Here is a 22,520-nt window from a genome sequence, read left to right on the forward strand (position 1 = left end):
CGGGGCTCCGCCCCTCCTGCTTACTGGATATTGAACACCGCCTGCTGGGTTTCGCCCTGCGAGCCGGGGATCGACAGCGTATAGCGGCCCGGAACGATGGCGATGAAGCTGATCGTCGCGGTGCCGGCATCGTCGAATTCCAGCGAATGCACGCCCATCGGCCGGATCTCGATGTCGTTGATCACCACCTCGTTGATCCAGATCGCGCGGAAGAAGTCGCCGCCCGACAGCGCCAGTTCCTGGCTGCCATCCGCATTGATGTCGAGACGATAGAAGCCGCCCGATTTCAGCTTGTATTCCGCGGTTGCCACCGGCTTGCCCGAGGCCAGCGTCAACGGCGCCAGGTCGGTGCGGTTGTCGCGCGCCATGATCCCCGAGAAGCCGTAATCGAACTTGGCCCCCGCCTCGTGCACGCCCCCGGCGGCATCGGCTGCTTCGCCGCCATCATCATCGTCGTCGTCATCGTCATCCTGCTCGGCCGCGGCCGCGCCGTCGGTTGCGGCGCCGGCCTCGGGGCTGGCTTCGGGCGCGGTTTCCTGCGCCGCGGCAGGGGCGGCCAGCCCGGCCATGATTAGCAGGATGGTCAGCAAACGGGTCATGGTTCTTCCTCCCTCTTGAACGCTCATCAGTTGGGCGCGACGACCACGCCCCAGGGCTGCTGGCCCACGGGCACGGATTTGACGACCTTCAGCGCCGCCACGTCGATCACCGAGACATCGTTGGAATTGCCGTTGGTGGTGAACAGGTATTTCTCGTCCGGGGTAAAGGCCATCTGCCAGACCCGCTGGCCGACCAGCAGGTAATCCTGGACCTCGTCCGTTTCGCCGTCGATCACGGCGACGCGGTTGGCCGGGCCCAGGGCGACGAAGACCTTGCTGCCGTCGGCGGTGACGCGCACGCCGACCGGCTGGATCGCCTCGGGCAGCACGCCGGGGATCTCGAAGCTGATCTTCTTGGTGATCTGCTGCGTCGCCGGGTCGATCACGCTGACCGTGCCGCCGATTTCAGAACTGACGTAAAGCTTGGTCCCGGCATCGTTGAACTGCGCGAAGCGCGGGCGCGAATCCACCAGCACATTGGCAAAGATCTCGAAGCTTTCGCTGTCGATGAAATGCGCCATGTTGGTGGTTTCCGAGGTGTTGATGACCACCTTGCCATCGGGGCTGACGCCCATGCCCTCGGGTTCGACCCCGACCGGGATCTCGGCCAGCACCTTGTGGGTCTGGGTATCGACCACGGTCACGAGGTTGTCGTCCTCGTTCGCGATGTAGAGCGGGTTGCCCGAGGGGTGCAGCACGAACAGCTCGGGGTCGGGGCCCGAGGGCAAGGTATGCATCTCCTCCATCGTCTCGGGATTGAAGACCCGCACCAGGTCGTCATCCGAGGCGCAGACGTAAAGTTCCTTCCCGTCCGGGCTGATGGTGATGCCGCGCGGGCGGGCGCCGACCGGATAGGTGCCGATCACCTCCAGCGTCTCGCTGTCCAGCACGGTGACGTCATTGCCCTTTTCGTTGCTGACGAAGACCCGGTTGGCAGCGGCGGGCAGGGCGAAACCCAGGCACAGGGCCGAGGTCAGGATGGCGGTTGCAGCTTTCATCTTTCACCTCAGAACTTGCATTCGGTTTCGGGCCGGTCGAAGCCCAGCGTGTCCAGTGCCGAGCTTTGGTGCAGATACTGGTCTTGCGGGCTGACCGAGGCGGTAACGGAATCGGTGGCCAAGAGGATCGGCTGGCGCAGCTGGTGGTCCCAGTCGCGGATCGTCAGCTTCTGGCCCTTGAAGCCCGCCACCTCGAAATTCTCGGACAGCATGAATTCTTTCAGCGTGGCCGGATCGGTGCTTTGCGTGCGCGTCGCCGCCTCGCCGATCATGCGCAGCGCGATCCAGGTCTGGTAATCCTCCTCGCGGATCGGGCGGCCGGCGAGCTTTTCGAAACGGTTCTGGAACTGCGTCGCCCCCCAGGCCTCCAGCGAGGGCGCCCAGCTGCGCGGCACCAGCCCGGCCGAGCCGGCGACCGGACGCGGATCCCAGGTCGCATAGGGCAGCCAGTCGGCAAAGACGCCGTTCTCATCCGCCGCGATCAGCACGTCATGGGCCGGCGCGCGCTGGGTGAAGACCGGCATCTGCTGCTGGACCTGCACATGGCCGCTGTCGCTGCGCCGGCTGCCGCCGGTATCCTCATAGGTCCGCGTCTCGACAATCCTGGCGCCGAACTTGGTCGCGGCGCGGCGATAGGCATCGGCCAGAGCCACGTCCTCGGGATGGCTGCCGGCGATCAGAAACCAGTTGGACCACTTCTTCCACATCAGGAATTGCGCCAGCGCATCGGCCAGCATGGCATGGCTGGGCGCGGCATGGATCACGTTGAAGCGGCAATCCTGGCCGCGCAGGTGGTCGCCGCGTGCCCGCGCATTCAGCACCAGCGCACCGTCGCCAGCCTGGTCGGCGAGGGCCAGCGTCTGCGCATCATCGGCCAGCGTGACGATGAAGGGGATGCCCGCGGTCAGCAGCTTGTCCATCTCGGCCGCCGCGGTCTCGGGCGTGGCCGTGACCTCCAGCGCCTCGAAATCCTGGTTCATGAAGCGGCCGGTGGTGTCGTTGTCCTCGATGGCGAGCCGCGCGCCGGCAAAGCCCAGATCCTCGGGCGGGGCATCCAGCCGCGAGATCGGCGGCAGGCTGGGCACATCCACCCGCAGCACGGCGGCATGCACGGTCTGCGGGGCCGCGGCATCTTGCGCAAGGGCCGGATTTGCCATGGACAAACCAGCCAAAAGTATGATGATTCTGCCTGTCATGGCTGTCCTCCCACCCGCATCATGCCGGGTCAATCCGCCTGCGCCAACCCGGCAGATACCCCGGATCCGGCTGGGTAAAATCACCTGATACCTAAGTCTTAGGGACTTTCGTCCTATGGACGGATGCGGGGGTCGGGGGCATGGTTTGCGCATGGGATTTCCGCGGCTCATCCTGATTGCCTGTGCCGTCGCCCTGGCCGGATCCGGCGCCGGGGCGGACCAGCGGCTTGGCCCCCCGCCGCCCGACAGCGCCGCCTGGTTCGGCCTGCATTTCATCGACACCTCGATCGAGGGCGCAATCGACGGCGTGCGCGAGGACGAGACCCGCCGCGTCGAGATGGCCGAGCAGGTCATCGCCGAGGATCTGCGCAGCCGCGGCTTCACCCTGCTGGACCCTCCCGCCGAGCAGGTCGCGCCGATCAAGAACCCCACGCAATCGAATGGCAGCGACAGCCGCATCGCGCGCGAGATGGGCGCGCATTACGCGATCTCGGGCGAGGTGCAGAAGGTTTCGAACCTGATCCTGTCGCTGAACCTTTACATTCGCGACGCAGCCAGCGGCGACACGGTCCGCGCCGGCGTGGTCGACATTCGCGGCAATACTGACGAAAGCTTTCGCCGCGGCTATCTTTATCTGTTGAAAAACATCATCTTTCGGGAGGAGTGACGGATGATCCGACTGTTGGCCCTGACGGTGGGGGCAACCATGGCAATGGCCCCGGCGGCCGAGGCGCATGGCCCGCCGCGGCTGAAGCTGGAGATGCAGCAAAAGCTGGATGCCACCCCGGATGAGGTCTGGGCCGCGATCGGCAGGTTCGACGACATGAGCTGGCATCCCGCCATCGCCAGCCTGGAACTGGCCGGCGATGGCTCGGCCGACCAGCCCGAGACCTCTACCCGCGTGCTGCATCTGAAAGCCGATGCGGGCGATCCGACCATCACCGAGGTGCTGTCGAGATGGCAGCCCGAGAAGCGCTGCTATGCCTATCGCATCGAAGCGGTCGAGGTGACGGTGCTGCCGGTGACGAACTACGCCGCGACGCTTTGCGTCACGGACGAGGGCGGCAAGGCGCTGGTCAACTGGAAGGGCGGCTTCTATCGCGGCTATCCCAACAACGAGCCCCCGCCCGAGCTGAATGACGAGGCCGCGATCCAGGCGATCACCGGCGTCTATCAGGCCGGGCTCGACGCACTGGCCGAGCGGTTCGGCAAGGCGGAGTAAGCGAAGGAATCAGGGGCCGGCCGGGCCGATGGGCTCCAGCCGGCCGCCTTGTTCCTGCCAGCCCTCGACCCCGTCGGGAAACCAGATCACGCCGCGATAGCCCAGCGCCACGGCGCGCTTGGCGGCATTCCAGCTCATCCAGCAGTCGCGCTTGCAAAGGATCACCAGGGGCGCGGCCTTGTCGCCGCCCGACAGGCGCGCCAGCCCCTCGGCCAGCCGCGCCTGTTCTGCCGGGGCAAGCCGGTCATAGCCGGTATCGTAAAGCCAGATCGCGCCCGGAATGGAGAGATGCGGCGGCGCGTTCCACAGCGTGCCTTCGGGCAGGCCCTCGGGGCGGGCCTGGCGCGGCAGCACGTCGATGAAGGGCACGCCCTGCCCGTGCAGCCGCATCGCCTCGGCCGCGTCGATCACCTGCGCGCCGGCCAGGGTCGCCGGGGTTTCCGAGCGATAGGGCTCGCCATGGAAACCCTGCGGCTCGGGCACCTGGGCCTGGACCGCGCCGGCCATCAGGATCGCCAGCGCCGCCCAGGAAGGTTTCATGGTTTCAGCCCCTTGCCGTAATCGTCCAGCAGCGGCACGCCGGCATCGCGCAGGATGGCGTCGATCTCGTCCTGGTGGCGGCGAATCAGGCTGTTCAGCTGCCGCTTCCATTCCTGTTCGTCCAGCCGCACCCCCATGGTGATGCGATAGAACATGCGCGGACCGCCGGTTTCCTTGAGCAGCGGGGTGAATTGCAGCTCGGGATCCTGCTTGACCAGCGGACCGGCCAGCGGGCCCCAGATCACCGCGGCGGCCAGCTCGCCGGATTTCACCTGGGCCAGCATCTCGCCCGCCGGATCCTCGACCCGGCGATCCACGAACAGATCCCAGCCGCGCATGTCCTTGGCCAGCCCCGCCCGCGCCAGGTTGGTCGCCGGCGGCGTGCCCGCCACCACGCCGATCGGATGGCCGCGAAGCGCCGGATCCTCCAGCATCTCGACCGAGGCCAGCGGGCTGTCCAGCCGCGTCACGATGCCATAGGCCGAGGTATAGTAATGGTTGGTGTTCTGCACCATCTCGTCGCCCTGGGCATAGCCGATGACGACATCGCAAAGCCCGGCGCGCAGGGTCTTGCGGATGAAGCCGGGGCCCTGCGGGAACCAGGTATAGGCCACCGGCAGGCCCAGCTTTTCGGCGAAAAGCCGGGCGATTCGATTCTCGAAACCCTGTTCGTCCTGCGAGGACATCGGCACCGCGGCCGGATCGGCGCAGACCCGGAACTCGGTCTTGGAGCGCAGGTCGGCAACCTGCGCCGCCGCGGGCAGCGCGGCGCAGGCCAGAAGCGCGGCCAAGGCAAGCGCGCGCCTCATCCGCTCATGCAGGAATCTTCCTGCGCCACGAATTCGTCGGACTTGTCCTCTCTTTTCGCGGGGCGGCCGCGCGGCAGTTCCTCCAGGCCGCGTGCCAGCAGATAGGCGTAGATGTCGTCGATATAGCACCAGACGTTCTTGTTGGTACCAAAGGCCGGCATGACCAGGTTGGCAGCCACATTGACCTCTTGCTTGCCCGAGGCGGCGATTTCCAGGAAATCGTAATAGCCCAGCGTCAGCACCGATTTCTTCAGCGCCGGCGCATAGGTCGAGCCCTCGCCATCCGGACCGTGGCAGACATGGCATTCCGCCGAATAGCGGCGATAGCCCGAGAAGGTCGCCCAATCCACCGTGCCGTCCTCGGCGATCTTGAAGGTGGGGATGTCCTCGGCCGTATACCAGCGGCCGTTCTCCATGTGGTCGGGGGTGATGTCCTGGCCGTTCGGCAGCACAAGCTTGCCATCCGCCTCGGCGACCGCGGGCGCCTCCTCCGCCTCGGCCGGGGCCCCTGCGGCCGGCTGCTGTTGCTGCGCATCGCCCGATACGGCGGCGGCAGCGCCGGCCCCGGCCTGCGCCGGGGGCGTGTCGGCGGTCTGTGCAAGGGCCGTTCCGGTGATGGCAAAGGCCGCGCATGCGACACGGATCGCCATCAGGCTGGCGGTCGTCTTGCTGGTCATGAATTTCCTCCCTGGCTGTCACCCGAAGATGATGGCTCGCCCCAAGGTTACCCCTGGGGCGGCCAGTTTCGAGTCACAGTTTGCTTTCCGGCACCAAAGTATTAGCCCGGCAGTTCGAACACGGTCAGCTGGCCGCCCAGCTCGGTATATTGCGACAGCGCGGCATAGCCGCCCACCGCACCAAGCCCGTCGTTGGGATTGGTCAGCCCCGCGGCAAGGCCGATGCCGGCCCAGCCGCCGACGCCCGACAGCACGCCGATATACTGCTTGCCGCCATGTTCGTAGGTCATAACGTTGCCGATGATCCCCGAGGGGGTCTTGAACTTGTAAAGCTCTTCGCCCGTCTGGGCGTCGACGGCCTTCAGATAGCCTTCCAGCGTGCCGTAGAAGACCACGTCGCCCGCCGTCGCCAGCGCGCCCGACCAGACCGAGAACTGTTCGGGGATGGACCACTTGATCTCGCCCGTGGTGTTGTCCCAGGCGATGAAATTGCCCATGCCGCCATGGCTGTTCGGCGCGGGATACATGGACAGCGTGGCGCCGACATAGGGCTGGCCGGCGGTATAGGCCACCCGGAAGGGCTCGTAATCCATGCAGACATGGTTGGTCGGCACATAGAACAGGTTGGTCTTGGGCGAGAAGGCCGCCGGCTGCTGGTCCTTGGTGCCCAGCGCCGCCGGGCAGACGCCGGTGGTGTTCACGTCCTCGCCGTTCTGGGCGGTCGAATATTCGGGCACCACGGCCGGGCGGCCATAGGTTTCCGAATTGGGGTCCATGTCCACGCCGGTGGTCCAGTTCACCACCGGGTCGTATTTCTCGGCCACCAGCAGCTCTCCGGTCTCGCGGTCCAGCGTATAGGCCAGGCCGTTGCGGTCGAAATGCGTCAGCAGCTTGCGTTCCTGGCCGTCGATGGTCTGGTTGGTCAGGATCATCTCGTTGACGCCGTCATAGTCCCATTCGTCGTGGGGCGTCATCTGGTAGAACCACTTGGCCATGCCGGTATCGGCATCCCGCGCCATGATGGTCATCGACCACTTGTTGTCGCCCGGCCGCTGCGAGGGGTTCCAGGTCGAGGGGTTGCCGGTGCCGTAATAGACCAGATTCAGATCCGGGTCATACGAGAACCAGCCCCAGATCGTGCCGCCGCCGATCTGCCACTGATCGCCCTCCCAGCTGCTCAGCGAGCTGTCGGCGCCGATGGGCTTGCCCAGATGCGTGGTGTTCTCGGGATCGACCAGCAGTTCCTCGTCGGGGCCGGTGGACCAGGCTTTCCACGCCTCGGAGCCGTCGGCCAAGTTCAGCGCGGTCATCCGGCCGCGCACGCCGTATTCGCCGCCCGATATGCCGACCAGAACCTTGTCCTTGACCGGCACGACGGTCGCGGTCAGCGTCTCGCCGATGGCGGGATCGCCGATCTTGGTCGACCATTTCGGCTCGCCGGTATTGGCATCCAGCGCGACCACCGTGGTATCGGCCTGTCCCAGCAGGATCATGCCGTCGGCATAGGACAGGCCGCGATAGACCGTGTCGCAGCACATCACCGCGATGACGTTCGGATCCTGCTGCGGCTCATAGCGCCACAGGATCTTGCCGCCGTCGTTCAGGTCCAGCGCAAAGACCTTGTTCGGGAAGGGGGTGTGGACATACATCACGTCGCCGATCACCAGCGGCGAACCTTCGTGCCCGCGCAGCACCCCGGTCGAGAAGGTCCAGGCAACGCGCAGATCCTTGACGTTGTCCTTGTTGATCTGATCCAGGGTCGAATAGCGCGTGTTCGCGTAATCGCCCATCTGGATCGCCCATTGCTGGGGCTTGGCGATCTCGGCCAGCACGCTGTCATTGGCCAGCACCGACGTGCCGGACATGAGCAGCGCAAGGCAGGCGCCGTTCATCAGGGTTTTCATGAATTTTCCTCCGCATGCCGGTGGTCGCGCTTCTCCTCATGCGCAAGCACCTACTGCTGGAAGGTTCGGGTCCGGCCGCATTTGCGTCAACGCGGCCGGCAGGCTCCTTGGACCAAAGTATTAGGGAAATTCGGCAATAGGTATGGGGCAATCGCCCCGCCCCAGGCCGGCGGGCGGTCCCGGCCGCCTAGGCCAGCCGCTCGGCATGCCAGCGGATATGGTCCTCCATGAAGGTCTGCACGAAGAAATAGCTGTGATCATAACCCTGTTGCATGCGGAAGCTGCCGGGCTGGCGGCGCTCGGCCATGGCATGGGCCAGTGCCTCGGGCTTGAGCAGGTCCAGGAACTGATCGCTGGCGCCCTGATCGACCAGCACCTCGCCGGGATAGCCGCGCTGCCGCATCAGCAGGGTCGAATCGTGGCGTTCCCAGGCATCGCGATCCTCGCCCAGATAGGCGGCGAACTGCTTGCGCCCCCAGTCGGATTCGCTGGGATGCGCGATCGGCGAAAAGGCCGAGACGGATCTGTAGCGTTCGGGCAGGGTCATGGCGATGGTCAGCGCGCCATGGCCGCCCATGGAATGACCGGTGATGCCCTGCGCCTCGCGCTCCAGGGGAAAATTGCCGAAGACCAGTTCGGGCAGTTCATGGGTGATATAGTGCCACATGCGGAAATGCGGCGCCCAGGGCGCCTGGGTCGCATCGACATAGAAGCCGGCGCCCTGGCCCAGGTCATAGGCCTGATCATCGGCCACGCCCTCGCCGCGCGGCGACGTGTCGGGAAAGATCACCGCGATGCCGTATTCCGCCGCCCATTGCTGCGCGCCGGCCTTGGTCATGGCGTTCTCATGCGTGCAGGTCAGGCCGGACAGATACCACAGCACCGGCACCTTGCCGTGCCGGGCGTCGGGCGGCAGGTAGAGGGCAAAGGTCATCGGCGTGCCGGTCGCCTGCGACTGGTGGCGATAGACGCCCTGGATGCCGCCGAAGCTGCGGTTTTCCGATACGGTCTCATAGGCCAGCGTCATGGGTTTTCCCTTCTGTCAGGTCGTGAAACATGACCAGCGCGTCCACATAGCCATGCCGGGGATGAAGAAACGCACCCGGCAGGCGGCCGACAATATCGAAACCGGCTTTCTGCCACGAATGAACGGCATCGGCATTGGTCGAGACGACGAAGTTGAACTGCATCGCCCGGAAGCCCTGCGCCCGCGCCCAGTCCTTGGCATGGGCGACCAGCCGCCCGGCGATGCCGCGGCCCCGCGCATCCGGGTGGGTGGCAAAGCTGGCATTGGCGACATGGCCGGCCGGGCCGGGCCGGTTGCGGCCGACATGGCTGGTGCCCAGCACCCGGCCGTCCCGCTCGGCCACGAAAGCGGTGAAGGGCGCGGCGAACCAGTCGGCCAGCGCCTCCTCGCGCGAGATGTCGGGCGGGATGCAATAGGTCTCGCCCGCGCGATAGACCGGTTCAAGGATCGTCCAGATCGCCTCGTGGTCGGAAGGCGTGGCGGGACGGATCAGGATGTCAGCCCCGCCCGCCATCATTGCAGGCCCGTCATTTCAGCTCGTCCACGGTGCGGATGACCCTGCCCAGAAGGCCGTAATCCAGCGCCTCTTGCGTGTTCAGCCAGAAGTCGCGCTGGGTGTCCTTTTCGATCCGCTCGACGGTCTGGCCGGTCGCCTCGGCAAAGATCTGGTTCAGCCGGTCGCGCATCAGCCGCACCTGCTCGGCCTGGATCATCATGTCCGTGGAGGTGCCGCCGATCCCGCCCGAGGGCTGGTGGATCAGGAACCGGGTATTGGGCAGGCAATAGCGGTTTTCCTTGTCCGCGCCGACGAAGATCAGCGCCCCGGCCGAGGCCACCCAGCCCGAGCCGATGGTGCGCACGGTCGGACGGATGAACTTGATCACGTCATGGATCATGTCGCCGGATTCGACATGGCCGCCGGGCGAGGAGATCAGCATGTTGATCGGTTCCTCGCTGTCCTCGGCCAGGGCCAGCAGATGCGCCACGGTGCGCTGCGCCAGCTTGTCGGTGATCGGCCCGGCGACGATCACCGTGCGCGACTTGAAATAGAGCTTGCCGATCCTGTCGCCCTCGGGCAGGCCGAGACCCTCGTCCTTCTGGCCCTCCTGGCGGCGCTCGTCTTCGTCGTCGTCATCGTCGTCCAGGTGGAAATGCTTTGCCATGATCGGTCCTTTCATGTTGACGGCGGGGCCGGTCGCCCGCCCCCGCCGTCCTTTTAACTAAGCAGCCCTTGACGATCAGTAAAGCACGACCGAGCGGATGGACTTGCCCGCATGCATCAGGTCGAAGCCCTTGTTGATCTCGTCCAGCGTCAGGGTGTGGGTGATCATCGGGTCGATCTCGATCTTGCCGTTCATGTACCAGTCGACGATCTGCGGCACGTCGGTGCGGCCGCGGGCGCCACCAAAGGCCGTGCCCTTCCAGACCCGGCCGGTGACCAGCTGGAACGGCCGGGTGCTGATTTCCGCCCCCGCGGGCGCGACGCCGATGATGATCGACTGGCCCCAGCCCCGATGAGTGCATTCCAGCGCGTCGCGCATCACCTTGACGTTGCCGGTGCAGTCGAAGCTGTAATCGGCGCCGCCGATCTGGTCGAAGGGGGTCTTGGTCAGGTTCACGATCTCCTGGACCACGTTCTCGCAATTCTTCGGGTTGATGAAATGCGTCATGCCGAAATGCTCGGCCATCGGCTTCTTGTCGTCGTTCAGGTCGACGCCGATGATCATGTCCGCGCCGGCCAGGCGCAGGCCCTGGAGCACATTGAGCCCGATGCCGCCCAGGCCGAAGACCACCGCCTTGGCGCCGATTTCCACCTTGGCGGTGTTGATCACCGCGCCGATGCCGGTGGTGACGCCGCAGCCGATATAGCAGATCTTGTCGAAGGGCGCGTCCTCGCGCACCTTGGCCACCGCGATTTCCGGCAGCACGGTGTAGTTCGAGAAGGTCGAGCAGCCCATGTAGTGATGGATCGGCGTGCCGTCGAGCATGCTGAACCGGGTGGTGCCGTCCGGCATCAGGCCCTGGCCCTGGGTGGCGCGGATCGCGGTGCAAAGGTTGGTCTTGCCCGACAGGCAGGACGCGCATTGCCGGCATTCGGGCGTGTAGAGCGGGATGACATGGTCGCCCGGCTTGACCGAGGTGACGCCCGGCCCGACCTCGACCACCACGCCCGCGCCCTCATGGCCCAGGATCGAGGGGAAGATGCCTTCCGGGTCGGCGCCCGAGAGCGTGAATTCGTCGGTGTGGCAGATGCCGGTGGCCTTGATCTCGACCATCACCTCGCCGGCCTTGGGGCCTTCCAGGTTGACCTCCATGACCTCCAGCGGCTTGCCGGCTTCCAGCGCGACGGCGGCACGGGTTCTCATGACTTCTTCTCCTTCGGTGACGGCCCTTGGCCTGCGTTTTCTCATGGTTTCGGGGGCCGGTAAACCGACCCCCGCAATTGTCGCGACCGATCCGGTGCTTAGGCCGCAAGCGCGCCGGACCGCTTGGCGATATGGGTGGCGATCGCATCCATCAGCGGCGGCGACAGCGCGTCATAGGGCTCCAGCCCCAATTCGCGCAGCCGGGCGCGGATCGCCTCCATACGGCCGGGATCGACCCCCGATTCGATGATCGAGCTGACGAAGGCGGCAAATTCCGGCGCCGACCAGCCGTCCTCGTCCGAAAGCTCGGTATGGACGAAATCCAGACCGTAAAAGGGATGGTCCCGATTCTCGATCCGGCCGTACATATGCACGCCGCATTCCCTGCAGCGATGGCGCTGGATCGGCGCGTCGGGATTGACGATCTCCAGCTTCTCGGCGCCCTCCAGCACCTCGAGCGCATCGCGGCCGACCACGGCCACCTGCGAGAAGATCGCGCCCTCGGGTTTCCAGCATTTGGTGCAGCCGCAGACATGGTTATGCGCGGTCTGCGCCCGGACCGCGACGCGGACCGGGTTGGTGCTGCACTTGCAATGCAGCGTGCCACCCGCAAATCCGGGCTGCGCGGGCTTGATGCCGTTATCGACTGCGGGGTGGATCTTCACCCCCGATGTGTCCGCCATGTTGCCGTTCCTCCCCTCAGAGCCATGCGCCGAGGTTCGCGCCATGGCGGGGCCGGGACAAGTGGGCAAAAGGTTGTAATCCCTGCCGGCTCAGGCTTCCGGCCGGGATACCAGCCAGGCGGCGATGGCGGTGCAGGCCAGAACCTGAAGGGCGATGAAGCGCATGTCCAGCCCCAGCCAGATCGCCCAGGCGATGCCGGCCGTCATGCCGGCCACCGCCCAGATCTTGGCGTTGCGCCCGATGACGCCGCGCTTGCGCCAGGCGCGGATCGGCGGGCCGAAGCGGGGATGGCGCATGATCCGGGCACCCAGCCGCGGCGAGGAACGCGCAAAGGCCCAGACCGAAAGCAGCAGGAAGGGCACCGTGGGCAGGACCGGCAGGAAGATCCCGATCGTTCCCAGCGTCAGGGTCAGCCAGCCCATCGAGAGCCACAGGTATCGCATCTTACTCCGCCAGTTCACGCAGGATCGCATTCAGCACCGGCCGACCCGCCGCCGTCGCCGCCAGACGGTCGCCCCGCAGCGAGATAAGTCCCAGTTCGGCCAGATTCATCAACCGGCCCTGCGGCAATTCGGCGCCATGGGCAAGATAGCGGGGAATCTCCAGCCCCTCGACCAGCCGCATGGCCATCAGCAGATATTCCAGCGCCCGGTCGGACAGGCCCAACAGGTCGCGCTGGCTGTCGCCGTTGCCGCGCGCCTCGACCGCCTCCAGCCATGCGCCCGGCGCCCGGTGCGCCTCGGTCGCCCAGCGGCCCGAGGGCAGCGTCAGGCGGCCATGCGCGCCCGGCCCCACCGCGGCCCAGTCGCCCTGCCGCCAATAGATCAGGTTGTGCCGGCTTTCCGCGCCCGGCCGGGCATGGTTCGAGATCTCATAGGCCGGCATCCCGGCCGCCGCGCAGATTTCCTGCGTGTCCAGATACATGTCGGCGGACAGATCGTCGTCGGGCAGGCCCGTGAGCCCGCCTTTGGCATGGCGGGCGCCGAAGGCGGTGCCGGGCTCGATGGTCAGCTGATAGGCCGAAAGGTGATCGACGGCCATGCCGAGCGCCTGGGTCAGCTCGCGCCGCCAATGCGCGCGGTCCTGGTCCTGGCGGGCATAGATCAGGTCGAAGCTGACCCGCGTGAAACAATCGCGGGCGATATCGAAGGCGGCACGGGCCTCGGCCGCCGAATGCATCCGTCCCAGCCGGCGCAGGTCGTCGTCGTTCAGCGCCTGCACCCCCATCGAGACGCGGTTGACGCCGGCATCGGCATAGGCGCGGAAGCGGCCGGTCTCGACGCTGGTCGGGTTGGCTTCCAGCGTGATCTCGATGTCATTGGCAAAAGGCCAGGCGGCGCGCGCGGCCTCGATCACCCCGGCCACGGTTTCGGGCGCCATCAGGCTGGGGGTGCCACCGCCGAAGAAGATGCTGTTCAGCACCCGGCCGGGCATCTCCTGCCCCAGCCGGGCAATCTCGGCACGATAGGCGGCCATCCAGCGGCCCTGGTCGATCGCGGAAGCGACATGGCTGTTGAAATCGCAATAGGGGCATTTCGCGGCGCAAAAAGGCCAGTGGACGTAAAGCCCGAAGCCGCCCGCCCGCCAATCCTCGGCAAGATCCTGGGCGGGCGCGGCGCTGGCGGCGAGGGCTGGCATGGGCTGGGTCACTCCCGAAAGGCGGTCACTTCGATCTCGACCTTCATTTCGGGCCTGATGAGCCCGGCGACAACCATGGTCGCGGCGGGTAACGCATCCTTCATCGCCTCGCCCAGGACCGGCGTGATCTCGTCGAGGACCGCCGGGTCGGCGATGGTGTATTGCACGCGCACGATATCGGCAGGTGCGAAACCGGCCTCGGCCAGGGTTGCGAAGATGGTGGCAAAGGCGTTCTGCGCCTGTTCGGCGGCGCTGTCGGGCATGGCCATGGCCGCGTAATCGTAACCGGTGGTGCCCGAGACGAAGCACCACGGCCCCTTCACGACCGCCCGGCTGTAGCCGAGCGCCGATTCGAAGGGCGATCCGGTCGAGATCCTATGCAAAGAGCGCCTCCAGCTTGCGGAAGGCGCGGGCGCGGTGGCTGATGGCATTCTTCTGCTCGGGCGGCATCTCGGCATAGGTCAGGTCATGGCCGTCGGGCACGAAGATCGGGTCGTAGCCGTGGCCCTGCTGGCCGCGCGGCGGCCAGACCAGCCGGCCGGGCGCGACGCCCTCAAAGATCTCCTCGTGCCCGTCGGGCCAGAGCAGGATCAGCGTGGCGCGGAACTGCGCGCTGCGCGGCTCGGCCACGCCACGCTCGTCCAGCTCGCGCCAGGTGCGGGTCATGGCCTGCATGAAATCGCGGCCCTGCGGGGTCTCGGCCCAGTCGGCGGTATAGACGCCGGGCGCGCCGTCCAGCCCGTCGACGGTGATGCCGCTGTCATCGGCCAGCACCGGCAGGCCGGTCGCCTGCATGGCGGCGCGGGCCTTGATACGGGCATTGCCGATGAAGCTCGACTCGGTCTCGGCCGGTTCGGGCAGGCCCATCTCGCCGGCCGAGGTCACCTCGATGCCATGCGGGGCCATCATGGCGCGGATCTCGTCCAGCTTGCCCCTGTTGTGGGTCGCGACCAGCAGCTTCTTCTCGGTCAGCTTGCGCATGCGACAGCCTCGTTCTGGGCACGGACCAGCTCGGCGATGCCGGATTCGGCCAGGTCGAGCAACTGGTTCATCTCGGGGCGCGAGAAGGTGGCGCCCTCGGCCGACATCTGCACCTCGATCAGCCGCCCGGCCCCGGTCATGATGAAATTGCCGTCGGTGCCGGCCTCGCTGTCCTCGGCATAGTCCAGGTCCAGGATCGCCTGCCCGGCATAGATGCCGCATGACACCGCGGCGACATGGTCCATGATCGGGTCGGCGGTGACGATGCCGGCCTTCAGGAGCCTGTTCACCGCCATCCGCAACGCCACCCAGCCGCCGGTGATCGCAGCGCAGCGGGTGCCGCCATCGGCCTGGATCACGTCGCAATCGATGACGATCTGCCGTTCCCCCAGCGCGCGGCGGTCCACCCCGGCGCGCAGGGCGCGGCCGATCAGGCGCTGGATCTCCTGCGTGCGGCCGGATTGCTTGCCGGCTGCCGCCTCGCGCCGGTTGCGGCTGTTCGTGGCCCGCGGCAGCATGCCGTATTCCGCCGTCACCCAGCCCTGGCCCGAACCCTTGAGAAAGGGCGGCGCCTTCTCCTCGATCGTGGCCGAGCAGAGCACGCGGGTGTCGCCGCAAGAGATCAGGCAGGAACCCTCGGCATGGCGCATGATGCCCGTTTCGATTGAAATCGGACGCATATCACTTAAATTCCGGCCAGAGGGGCGCATCTTTCATTCCTTTCGGGGGTTTTGCCGTTCAGATACAGGTCGGAGGCCCCCGACCGCAACCCGAGAACGTCCTGACAGAATGCCGATGCCAGAAACCGCGCTGCTTTCCGATCTCAACGACCGCTCGCGCGAAGTCTTTCGCCGCGTGGTCGAAGCCTATCTTGCCACCGGCGAGCCGGTCGGCTCGCGCACCTTGACCCGCGAAATGTCCGAAAAGGTCAGCGCCGCGACGATCCGCAACGTGATGCAGGATCTGGAACTGCTGGGGCTGCTGGACCACCCGCATATCTCGGCCGGACGCATGCCCACGCAGCTGGGGCTGCGGCTGTTCGTGGACGGGCTGATGGAGGCCGGCCCGGTCGCCGACAGCGACCGGGAGATGATCGACGAGACGCTGGGCGACGACAGCGGCAATACCGGCGTCATGCTGGACCGGATCAGCACCGCGCTGTCGGCGCTGACCCAGGGCGCCTCGCTGGTGCTGATGCCCAAGCAGGAGGCACCGGTCCGGCACATCGAATTCGTCAGCCTGGCCCCCGACCGGGCGCTGGTGGTGCTGGTCTTTGCCGACGGCCGGGTCGAGAACCGGGTCTTTACCCCCCCGCCCGGCCATACCGCCAGTTCGATGCGCGAGGCAGCGAATTTCCTGAATGCCGTGGCGGAAGGTCGCACCCTGGCGGAATTGCGGCGCAGCGTCGCGCAGGAAATCGAGGCGAGCCGGCAAAAGCTGGACAGCATCGCCGCGGCGCTGGTGTCCTCGGGCCTGGCGCTGTGGGAGGGGGAAAGCAGCGATCCGCGGCTGATCGTGCGCGGCCGCGCCAATCTTCTGGCGCATGAACTGGCCGATCTGGACCGAATCCGCAGCCTGTTCGACGACCTGGAGCGCAAGCGCGACATCGCCGAATTCCTGGAACTGGCCGAGCAGGGCGAGGGCGTGCGCATTTTCATCGGCTCCGAGAACAAGCTTTTTTCACTTTCCGGTTCCTCTCTCGTCGTTTCGCCCTATATGAATGCCGACCGAAAGATTGTTGGCGCGGTCGGCGTCATCGGTCCGACGCGGCTGAACTATGGCCGCATCGTGCCGATCGTGGACTATACTGCGCAGCTTGTCGGCCGGTTGATTTCGGGCCGGAAAGGATGATGAGGACATGACGAAGGAAAACCCGAACGGCAGCCCGCTGGATGAGGAGATCATCGACCCGCCGGCCGATGAGACCCCCTCGCCCGATGTCGAGGCGCTGATCGCCGAGCGGGATGAATACCGCGACCGCTTCATGCGGGCACTGGCCGATGCCGAGAATGCCCGCAAGCGGGCCGAGAAGGATCGCCGAGATGCCGAGCAATACGGCGGCTCGCGCCTGGCGCGCGACCTGCTGCCGGTGCATGACGCCCTGACCCGCGCGCTGGATGCCGCGGGCGACGAGCAGCGCACCGCGGCGGCGGCCCTGATCGAGGGTGTCGAGCTGACCCTGCGCGAACTGAACAACGTCTTTGCCAAGCACGGCATCAAGGTCATCACCCCGACCCTGGGCGAGAAATTCGATCCCCAGCAGCACGAGGCCATGTTCGAAGCGCCGGTTCCCGGCACCATGGCGGGAAACATCATCCAGGTCATGGATAACGGCTTCATGCTGCATGACCGGCTGTTGCGCCCAGCCAAGGTGGGCGTCAGCTCCACCCCCGCAAGCTGAGCCGATTACGTCGTCGGAAAGCGCCGAACCCCGGAGGAGACTCCGGGGTTTTTTCTGGCCAAGTATAGCAAGTCTAGGCGTGCTGACGCTGTGATATACCAGATATTGTGGTCAGTTGCCGGCAAGAATCTGGCACAGCCGATCAAGCTGATCCAGGTCGCGATAGGTGATGACGACCTGGCCGCCATCGACCCCGGCATGGTTGATCGCCACCTTCATTTTCAGATGTGCGGTCAAATCGCCTTCGAGCGCACGGGTGTCGGCATCCTTTTCGTGCCTGGGATTGCGGGGCTTTTGCGTCCGGGCGCCTTCGGCCTGGCGGCGCACCAGATCCTCGGTCTCGCGCACCGAGAGGTTCTTTTCGATCACCTTCCGCGCCAGTTCGACCGGATTGGCCGCGGTGATCAGGGCGCGGGCATGTCCGGCGGTCAGCTTGCCTTCCTTGAGCCAAGCCTGGACCTGTTCCGGCAGGTTCAGCAAGCGCAACAGGTTGGCGATATGGCTGCGGCTCTTGTTCAGCGCCTCCGCCAGCTTTTCCTGGGTATGGCCGAAACGGTCCATAAGCTGGCGATAGGATGCCGCCTCCTCGATGGCATTCAGGTCGGCGCGCTGGATATTCTCGACGATGGCGACCTCCAGCACCTCGGTATCGTCGAGGTCGCGGACGATGACCGGCACCTCGTGAAGCTGGGCAATCTGCGCAGCGCGCCAGCGCCGTTCACCGGCAACGATCTGGTAAAGGCCGCGATCCGACGGGTGCGGGCGGACGATCAGCGGCTGCAACATGCCGCGCGTCCTCAGCGAATCGGCCAGTTCCTGCAAGGCCTCGGGGGCGAAGCTGCGGCGCGGCTGGTCGGGGTTGGGGGTCAGCTGCTCGACCGGAAGGATCTGCCGCGGGGCCGGACGTTCGGATGGAATCAGGTCGACATCGGCCATCAGGGCCGAAAGGCCACGACCCAGACCGCGCTTTTCAAGCTTGTTCTCTGCCATAATTCCTCCTCAGGCGGTCGCGAATTGACGGGACAGGAACTCGGCAGCCAATTCGCGATAGGCGTGGCTTCCCTTGGAGTTCGGATCGTATTGCAGCACCGGCATGGCATGGGACGGCGCCTCGGACAGCCGGACATTGCGCGGAATCACCGTGCGATAGACCAGCCCGGAAAGGGTGTTGCGCGCATCTGCCTCGACCTGCTGCGACAGGTTGTTGCGATTATCCGCCATGGTCAGCAACACGCCCTCGATCCGCAGGTCGGGATTGGCGGTCTGGCGAACCTCGCGCACGGTCATCAGCAGTTGCGAAAGCCCCTCCAGCGCATAGAATTCGGCTTGCAGCGGCACCAGGACGCTGTCCGAAGCTACCATGGCATTGACGGTCAGAAGGCCAAGCGCCGGCGGGCAATCGATCAGGATATAGTCCAGCTCCGCAGGAACCGTCAGCTTTCGCCGCAGGAGCTGGGTCCGGCCGGAACGATTGGACAGTTCGAAATCTGCCGAGGCCAGATCCCGATTGGATGGGACAAGACGAAGGTTGGCGATCGCCGTGTCGCGCAGGGTCTCGGATAACGCCTGCTCGCCGGTCAGCAGATCGTAAGAGGTCAGAACCCGATCCTCCAGCGCCACCCCAAGTCCTGTCGAAGCGTTGCCTTGCGGATCAAGATCTATGATCGCGACCCGCTGGCCTTGCTCGGCCAGGGCAGCGCCAAGATTGATCGCCGTGGTGGTCTTTCCCACGCCGCCCTTCTGGTTTGCAACGGCAATGATGCGTGTCTCATGCATGGCGAACTTCCGTAATTTCCAGAATGGCCGCGTCAGGGTCAGTCGTGCTTTGATGGGGCTTTAGTTCGAATTTCCAATCGGTTCGCGCCTGAGCGACCTCGTCCTGCCAGTTTCGGCCCTTCATGAGCCATGCCGTTCCAGATGCGCTCAGGTGCCGGTCCACATATGCCATGAGCTGAGGAAGCGGGGCAAGGGCCCTTGCGCTGATATTGGCAGCATCAAGCCTATCCACGGCCTCGATGCGCTTGCACAGCACTCGCGCATGCGGCAGCGCCAGCTCACGCAGCACATTGCGCAAGAAGGCAGCCTTGCGTTGGTCGCTTTCCACCATGGTCAATTGCAGCTCAGGCCGCATGATCGCCATCACGACACCGGGAAATCCGCCACCGCTGCCCAGATCGACCCAATTTCCCGGAGAATTTTCAGCAATCTCGGCCAATTGCAAGCTGTCCGCGATATGCCGGGTCTCGATCTGCTCTACCGTGGACGGTGCGATCAGGTTGATCGCCGGGTTCCATTTCCGCAGCAACCCCACATAGGCAGCAAGACGCTCTGTTTCACGTGAAACACCCATCACGCGGTTTTCCGGGCACCAATGCGGATCACGGCGAGAATCAGCGTCAAGGCCGCGGGAGTCATGCCCTCGATCCCCGCGGCCGCGGCGAGGGTTCCGGGCCGATATCTGTTCAGCTTGGATTTGAGTTCATTTGACAGGCCCGAAAGCGCATCATAGTCGAACTCGGCCGGAATGACCACGGACTCTTCCTTGCGCAACAGTTCGGCATCTTTGCCCTGGCGGTCCATGTATTGATGATAGAGCGCATCCGCTGCCAGTTGCGCAATAGTGGCCGGGTCGTACGAAGAAAGCTCGTCGTCCAGTGCAAGAACTTGATCTTGCGGTATTTCCTGCTGAGCAAGCAGCGCGAACAGGCTGCGCCTAACACCATCTTGCCGCACCTCGATCCCGGCTCGGGAAAGTTCCGTAGGGGTAAGGCTTACGGATTCGGCCCGAATCCGCGCCGCGGAATAGCGCCGCATCTTTTCGGAGAACGCCTGCTGGCGCGCTTGCCCCACGCAGCCGATCTCAATCCCCAGCGGGGTCAGGCGCTGGTCTGCATTATCCGCCCGCAGAGAAAGGCGAAATTCTGCGCGGGAAGTAAACATCCGGTAAGGTTCACTGACGCCTCGGGTGGTAAGATCGTCGATCATCACTCCGATGTAGCTTTGAGAACGGGAGAAATGCAGCATCTCTCGGCCTTGCGCTTTCAGCGCGGCATTGAGGCCCGCCACCAAGCCTTGCGCTGCGGCCTCCTCATAGCCGGTCGTGCCGTTGATTTGTCCGGCAAGGAACAGCCCCGACAGGGCCTTGGTTTCCAGCGTCGGCGTCAGCGCCCGCGGATCGACATAGTCATATTCCACCGCATAGCCGGGCTGCACGATTTCAGCCGCTTCCAGGCCGCGGATCGACCGGACATAGGCCAGCTGGACATCTTCGGGCAAGGATGTCGAAATGCCATTGGGATAGACCAGATCACTGTCCAAACCTTCCGGCTCCAGGAAAATCTGGTGCGAATCCTTCTGGGCAAAGCGGACGATCTTGTCTTCGATCGATGGGCAGTAGCGAGGCCCCACCCCATCAATGCGGCCGCCATACATCGCCGAACGGGCCAGGTTGTCGCGGATGATCCCGTGGGTTTCTGGATTCGTATGGGTAATCGCGCAGCTGATCTGCCGTATCTTCGGGCCCGAGGACAGATAGGAGAACATTGTCGGCTCATCGTCGCCCGGTTGCTGATCCAGGCTTTCCCAGTCGATGCTGCTGCGAAGAATGCGCGGGGGAGTGCCCGTTTTCAGTCGACCCAGCGGTAGGTTGAGCGGGCGAAGCGATGCAGCAAGCTGCACCGATGCCGGCCCGCCCCAACGGCCGGCGGGACGGGTCACATCGCCTATGTGAATCAACCCGTTAAGAAAGGTTCCCGTGGTCAGGATGATCTGCCGGGCCTGCAATTCTGTGCCATCGGCCAGCCGCAAACCGCGCAACTCGGCCTGTTCATGCAGCAATTCGGCTGCTTCGCCAAGCACCAGGGACAAGCCGGCCTGCCCGGCCATGACCCGCGCCGCAGCGGCTCGATAGATCTTGCGGTCAGCTTGTGCGCGCGGTCCCTGCACAGCAGGCCCCTTGCGGCGATTCAGCAGCCGGAACTGGATGCCGGCGGCATCGGCCAGTCTTCCCATGACACCGTCAAGCGCATCGATTTCACGCACCAGGTGGCCTTTTCCCAACCCGCCAATCGCGGGATTGCAGGACATCGTACCCAGATCATCGCGATTCAGCGTTATCAGCGCGGTTTCCGCGCCCATGCGCGCAGCAGCCATGGCGGCTTCCAAACCGGCATGGCCTCCACCAATCACGATTACGTCGAATTGTTTCACGTGAAACCCTATTTTCCGATACAGAAGGAACTGAAGATCTCGTCCAGATAATCCTCGGCCCCCACCCGCCCAACCATCATCGCCAAAGCTTGTGCCGCTTGCCGCAAGGCTTCGGCAAGAAACTCCGGTGCGGTGCTATACTCGACTTCAAGGGCTGCCAGGGCGCGCTGCAAGGCTTCCGCCTGCCTCTTGTGTCCCACCAGCCCGGACGCTGCCGCCCTGACTCGCAGGCGATCATAGACCAGATCCAGCAATTCCGCGACCCCTTCCCCGGTCAGGCCCGAGATCGATATTCCTGCGCCTCGCCCAAGATCTGCCTTGGCACGAACGATGATATCGTCCTCCTTCGCGGCTTCGCCGGCAAGCCCATCAACCGAAAGGTGGATGCGCAAGTCGGCCTCGGCCGCTTTCTGCACCCCCCGCGCAACCCCCATGGCCTCCACGGGATCACTGCTTTCGCGCAACCCGGCCGTATCCAGGAAGGTCACCGGCAAGCCGCGCAGATCGGTATGAAGTTCCAGAATATCCCGCGTCGTCCCCGCGATCTCGGAAACCAGGGCGATGTCGCGCTGGCCGATGCGATTCAGAAGCGTCGATTTCCCGGCGTTCGGCGGCCCGATTATCGCCACGACATAACCTTGCCGCAACCGTTCGGTCGCCGGATAGCCTGCCAGCATCAGCCGGATATCGCTACGAACCGCCTCGATCAAATCCAGCGCCTCTGCCGGAACCTCCTCGGGCACCTCCTCATCGGCGAAATCGATGCTGGCTTCGATCAGGGCCCCGGCACGAACCAACTTGGCGCGCAGTTCATCGGCCTTTCGACCCAGTTCCCCTTCTGTTGCCCGCATTGCCAGCTTTCGCTGTGCTTCCGTCTCAGCGGAAAGCAGATCGGCCAACCCTTCGGCTTCAGCCAGGTCCATGCGGCCATTGAGAAAGGCCCGCTTGCTGAACTCTCCTGCCTCGGCCCTTCGCAATCCCCGGGCCAGAAGCGCCTGCGCCAGCCTGTTGGCAATGACCGGCGCACCGTGCAGATGCATTTCGGCCACTTCCTCACCCGTAAAGCTGTGGCCTTCCTCGAACCAGATGACCAACGCGCGGTCAATCAGATCCTCTCCGTCCCGCAGCGCCCGCAGCGCCGCCATGCGCGGCGTCGCCACTGGTCCGGCCAAGGATTCCAAGACCGCACGCGCCTTCGGTCCGCTCAGGCGGACGACGGAAACCCCCCCTCGGCCGGGCGGGGTGGCCTCGGCAAAGATCGTATCCACC

26 protein-coding genes are annotated in these 22,520 nt (G+C 65.2%); 4 read left to right on the plus strand and 22 right to left on the minus strand.

The window, feature by feature from the left end:
* Positions 1–20: 20 nt before the first annotated feature.
* Genes ESD82_RS21190 through ESD82_RS21200 form a run of 3 tightly spaced genes read right to left on the minus strand, consistent with a single transcriptional unit; the run spans position 21 to position 2,754 of the window.
* A complete protein-coding gene (locus ESD82_RS21190; RefSeq protein ID WP_147427450.1) occupies positions 21–599 on the minus strand; it encodes a cupredoxin domain-containing protein in 579 nt (192 codons plus the stop codon).
* Positions 600–625: 26 nt separating this feature from the next.
* The gene (locus tag ESD82_RS21195) at positions 626–1,597 is read right to left on the minus strand and encodes a YVTN family beta-propeller repeat protein (protein ID WP_147427449.1); all 972 of its coding nucleotides are present in this window, start codon (positions 1,595–1,597) and stop codon (positions 626–628) included.
* A gap of 8 nt (positions 1,598–1,605) precedes the next feature.
* Positions 1,606–2,754: an ABC transporter substrate-binding protein gene (locus ESD82_RS21200; RefSeq protein WP_244314562.1), complete on the minus strand. Its 1,149-nt coding sequence runs from the start codon at positions 2,752–2,754 to the stop codon at positions 1,606–1,608.
* A gap of 190 nt (positions 2,755–2,944) precedes the next feature.
* Between ESD82_RS21200 and ESD82_RS21205 the strand changes: the two genes are divergently transcribed.
* Both ESD82_RS21205 and ESD82_RS21210 read left to right on the plus strand, forming a co-directional pair.
* Positions 2,945–3,460, plus strand: a complete 516-nt coding sequence (locus ESD82_RS21205) for a DUF3280 domain-containing protein (RefSeq protein WP_024842845.1) — start codon at positions 2,945–2,947, stop codon at positions 3,458–3,460.
* A gap of 3 nt (positions 3,461–3,463) precedes the next feature.
* Positions 3,464–4,015 (plus strand): SRPBCC family protein, encoded by a 552-nt coding sequence (locus ESD82_RS21210; protein WP_147427447.1) that lies wholly within the window; start codon positions 3,464–3,466, stop codon positions 4,013–4,015.
* Positions 4,016–4,024: 9 nt separating this feature from the next.
* Here the strand turns inward: ESD82_RS21210 and ESD82_RS21215 are convergent, their stop codons facing one another.
* From ESD82_RS21215 to rph, 14 genes are all read right to left on the minus strand, one after another.
* Positions 4,025–4,555 carry a PQQ-dependent catabolism-associated CXXCW motif protein gene (locus tag ESD82_RS21215; RefSeq protein ID WP_147427446.1) on the minus strand — a complete coding sequence of 177 codons (531 nt, stop codon included), beginning with the start codon at positions 4,553–4,555 and terminating at the stop codon, positions 4,025–4,027.
* Positions 4,552–5,364, minus strand: coding sequence for a substrate-binding domain-containing protein (locus ESD82_RS21220; RefSeq protein WP_024842842.1), 813 nt, complete (start codon positions 5,362–5,364; stop codon positions 4,552–4,554). Before ESD82_RS21220 ends, ESD82_RS21215 begins: the two co-directional genes overlap by 4 nt.
* Positions 5,361–6,041, minus strand: coding sequence for a c-type cytochrome, methanol metabolism-related (locus tag ESD82_RS21225; protein ID WP_024842841.1), 681 nt, complete (start codon positions 6,039–6,041; stop codon positions 5,361–5,363). The genes ESD82_RS21220 and ESD82_RS21225 overlap by 4 nt, the downstream gene beginning before the upstream one ends.
* A gap of 101 nt (positions 6,042–6,142) precedes the next feature.
* The gene (locus tag ESD82_RS21230) at positions 6,143–7,945 is read right to left on the minus strand and encodes a methanol/ethanol family PQQ-dependent dehydrogenase (RefSeq protein WP_024842840.1); all 1,803 of its coding nucleotides are present in this window, start codon (positions 7,943–7,945) and stop codon (positions 6,143–6,145) included.
* A 187-nt stretch (positions 7,946–8,132) separates the two neighbouring features.
* Entirely contained in the window at positions 8,133–8,972 is an 840-nt protein-coding gene (gene fghA, locus ESD82_RS21235; RefSeq protein ID WP_147427445.1) for an S-formylglutathione hydrolase, read from the minus strand.
* Positions 8,956–9,489: a GNAT family N-acetyltransferase gene (locus ESD82_RS21240; protein ID WP_028709796.1), complete on the minus strand. Its 534-nt coding sequence runs from the start codon at positions 9,487–9,489 to the stop codon at positions 8,956–8,958. The genes fghA and ESD82_RS21240 overlap by 17 nt, the downstream gene beginning before the upstream one ends.
* A gap of 10 nt (positions 9,490–9,499) precedes the next feature.
* Positions 9,500–10,135, minus strand: coding sequence for an ATP-dependent Clp protease proteolytic subunit (locus tag ESD82_RS21245; protein WP_024842837.1), 636 nt, complete (start codon positions 10,133–10,135; stop codon positions 9,500–9,502).
* 75 nt (positions 10,136–10,210) lie between these two features.
* Positions 10,211–11,338: an S-(hydroxymethyl)glutathione dehydrogenase/class III alcohol dehydrogenase gene (locus ESD82_RS21250; protein ID WP_024842836.1), complete on the minus strand. Its 1,128-nt coding sequence runs from the start codon at positions 11,336–11,338 to the stop codon at positions 10,211–10,213.
* Between the two features lie 98 nt (positions 11,339–11,436).
* Positions 11,437–12,021 carry an S-(hydroxymethyl)glutathione synthase gene (gene gfa, locus ESD82_RS21255; RefSeq protein ID WP_036747088.1) on the minus strand — a complete coding sequence of 195 codons (585 nt, stop codon included), beginning with the start codon at positions 12,019–12,021 and terminating at the stop codon, positions 11,437–11,439.
* Between the two features lie 90 nt (positions 12,022–12,111).
* A complete protein-coding gene (locus ESD82_RS21260) occupies positions 12,112–12,465 on the minus strand; it encodes a YbaN family protein (RefSeq protein WP_024842834.1) in 354 nt (117 codons plus the stop codon).
* Between the two features lies 1 nt (position 12,466).
* Complete coding sequence (hemW, locus tag ESD82_RS21265; RefSeq protein ID WP_024842833.1) at positions 12,467–13,660, minus strand: radical SAM family heme chaperone HemW; 1,194 nt, start codon at positions 13,658–13,660, stop codon at positions 12,467–12,469.
* An 8-nt stretch (positions 13,661–13,668) separates the two neighbouring features.
* On the minus strand, positions 13,669–14,043 hold the full coding sequence (locus ESD82_RS21270) for a RidA family protein (protein ID WP_024842832.1): 375 nt from the start codon (positions 14,041–14,043) through the stop codon (positions 13,669–13,671).
* Positions 14,036–14,641, minus strand: coding sequence for an RdgB/HAM1 family non-canonical purine NTP pyrophosphatase (gene rdgB / locus ESD82_RS21275; RefSeq protein ID WP_028709794.1), 606 nt, complete (start codon positions 14,639–14,641; stop codon positions 14,036–14,038). The genes ESD82_RS21270 and rdgB overlap by 8 nt, the downstream gene beginning before the upstream one ends.
* A complete protein-coding gene (rph, locus tag ESD82_RS21280; protein WP_024842830.1) occupies positions 14,629–15,351 on the minus strand; it encodes a ribonuclease PH in 723 nt (240 codons plus the stop codon). Before rph ends, rdgB begins: the two co-directional genes overlap by 13 nt.
* Positions 15,352–15,436: 85 nt before the next feature.
* On the opposite strand from rph, the gene hrcA reads away from it, so the two are divergent.
* Together hrcA and ESD82_RS21290 are read left to right on the plus strand one after the other, a co-directional pair.
* Positions 15,437–16,492, plus strand: a complete 1,056-nt coding sequence (hrcA, locus tag ESD82_RS21285; RefSeq protein ID WP_024842829.1) for a heat-inducible transcriptional repressor HrcA — start codon at positions 15,437–15,439, stop codon at positions 16,490–16,492.
* 7 nt (positions 16,493–16,499) lie between these two features.
* On the plus strand, positions 16,500–17,042 hold the full coding sequence (locus ESD82_RS21290) for a nucleotide exchange factor GrpE (protein WP_024842828.1): 543 nt from the start codon (positions 16,500–16,502) through the stop codon (positions 17,040–17,042).
* 111 nt (positions 17,043–17,153) lie between these two features.
* On the opposite strand, the gene ESD82_RS21295 is transcribed toward ESD82_RS21290, so the two are convergent.
* From ESD82_RS21295 to mnmE, 5 genes are read right to left on the minus strand one after another with little or no spacing between them, the layout of a single operon-like run.
* Positions 17,154–18,032, minus strand: a complete 879-nt coding sequence (locus ESD82_RS21295) for a ParB/RepB/Spo0J family partition protein (RefSeq protein ID WP_147427444.1) — start codon at positions 18,030–18,032, stop codon at positions 17,154–17,156.
* A gap of 9 nt (positions 18,033–18,041) precedes the next feature.
* Positions 18,042–18,818: a ParA family protein gene (locus tag ESD82_RS21300; RefSeq protein WP_024842826.1), complete on the minus strand. Its 777-nt coding sequence runs from the start codon at positions 18,816–18,818 to the stop codon at positions 18,042–18,044.
* A complete protein-coding gene (gene rsmG / locus ESD82_RS21305; protein WP_024842825.1) occupies positions 18,811–19,392 on the minus strand; it encodes a 16S rRNA (guanine(527)-N(7))-methyltransferase RsmG in 582 nt (193 codons plus the stop codon). The genes ESD82_RS21300 and rsmG overlap by 8 nt, the downstream gene beginning before the upstream one ends.
* On the minus strand, positions 19,392–21,251 hold the full coding sequence (mnmG, locus tag ESD82_RS21310; RefSeq protein ID WP_024842824.1) for a tRNA uridine-5-carboxymethylaminomethyl(34) synthesis enzyme MnmG: 1,860 nt from the start codon (positions 21,249–21,251) through the stop codon (positions 19,392–19,394). Before mnmG ends, rsmG begins: the two co-directional genes overlap by 1 nt.
* A gap of 8 nt (positions 21,252–21,259) precedes the next feature.
* Positions 21,260–22,519, minus strand: a complete 1,260-nt coding sequence (mnmE, locus tag ESD82_RS21315; RefSeq protein ID WP_147427443.1) for a tRNA uridine-5-carboxymethylaminomethyl(34) synthesis GTPase MnmE — start codon at positions 22,517–22,519, stop codon at positions 21,260–21,262.
* Between the last annotated feature and the right edge of the window lies 1 nt (position 22,520).

The sequence above is a fragment of the Paracoccus pantotrophus genome (assembly GCF_008824185.1).
In the GTDB taxonomy this organism is placed as follows: domain Bacteria; phylum Pseudomonadota; class Alphaproteobacteria; order Rhodobacterales; family Rhodobacteraceae; genus Paracoccus; species Paracoccus pantotrophus.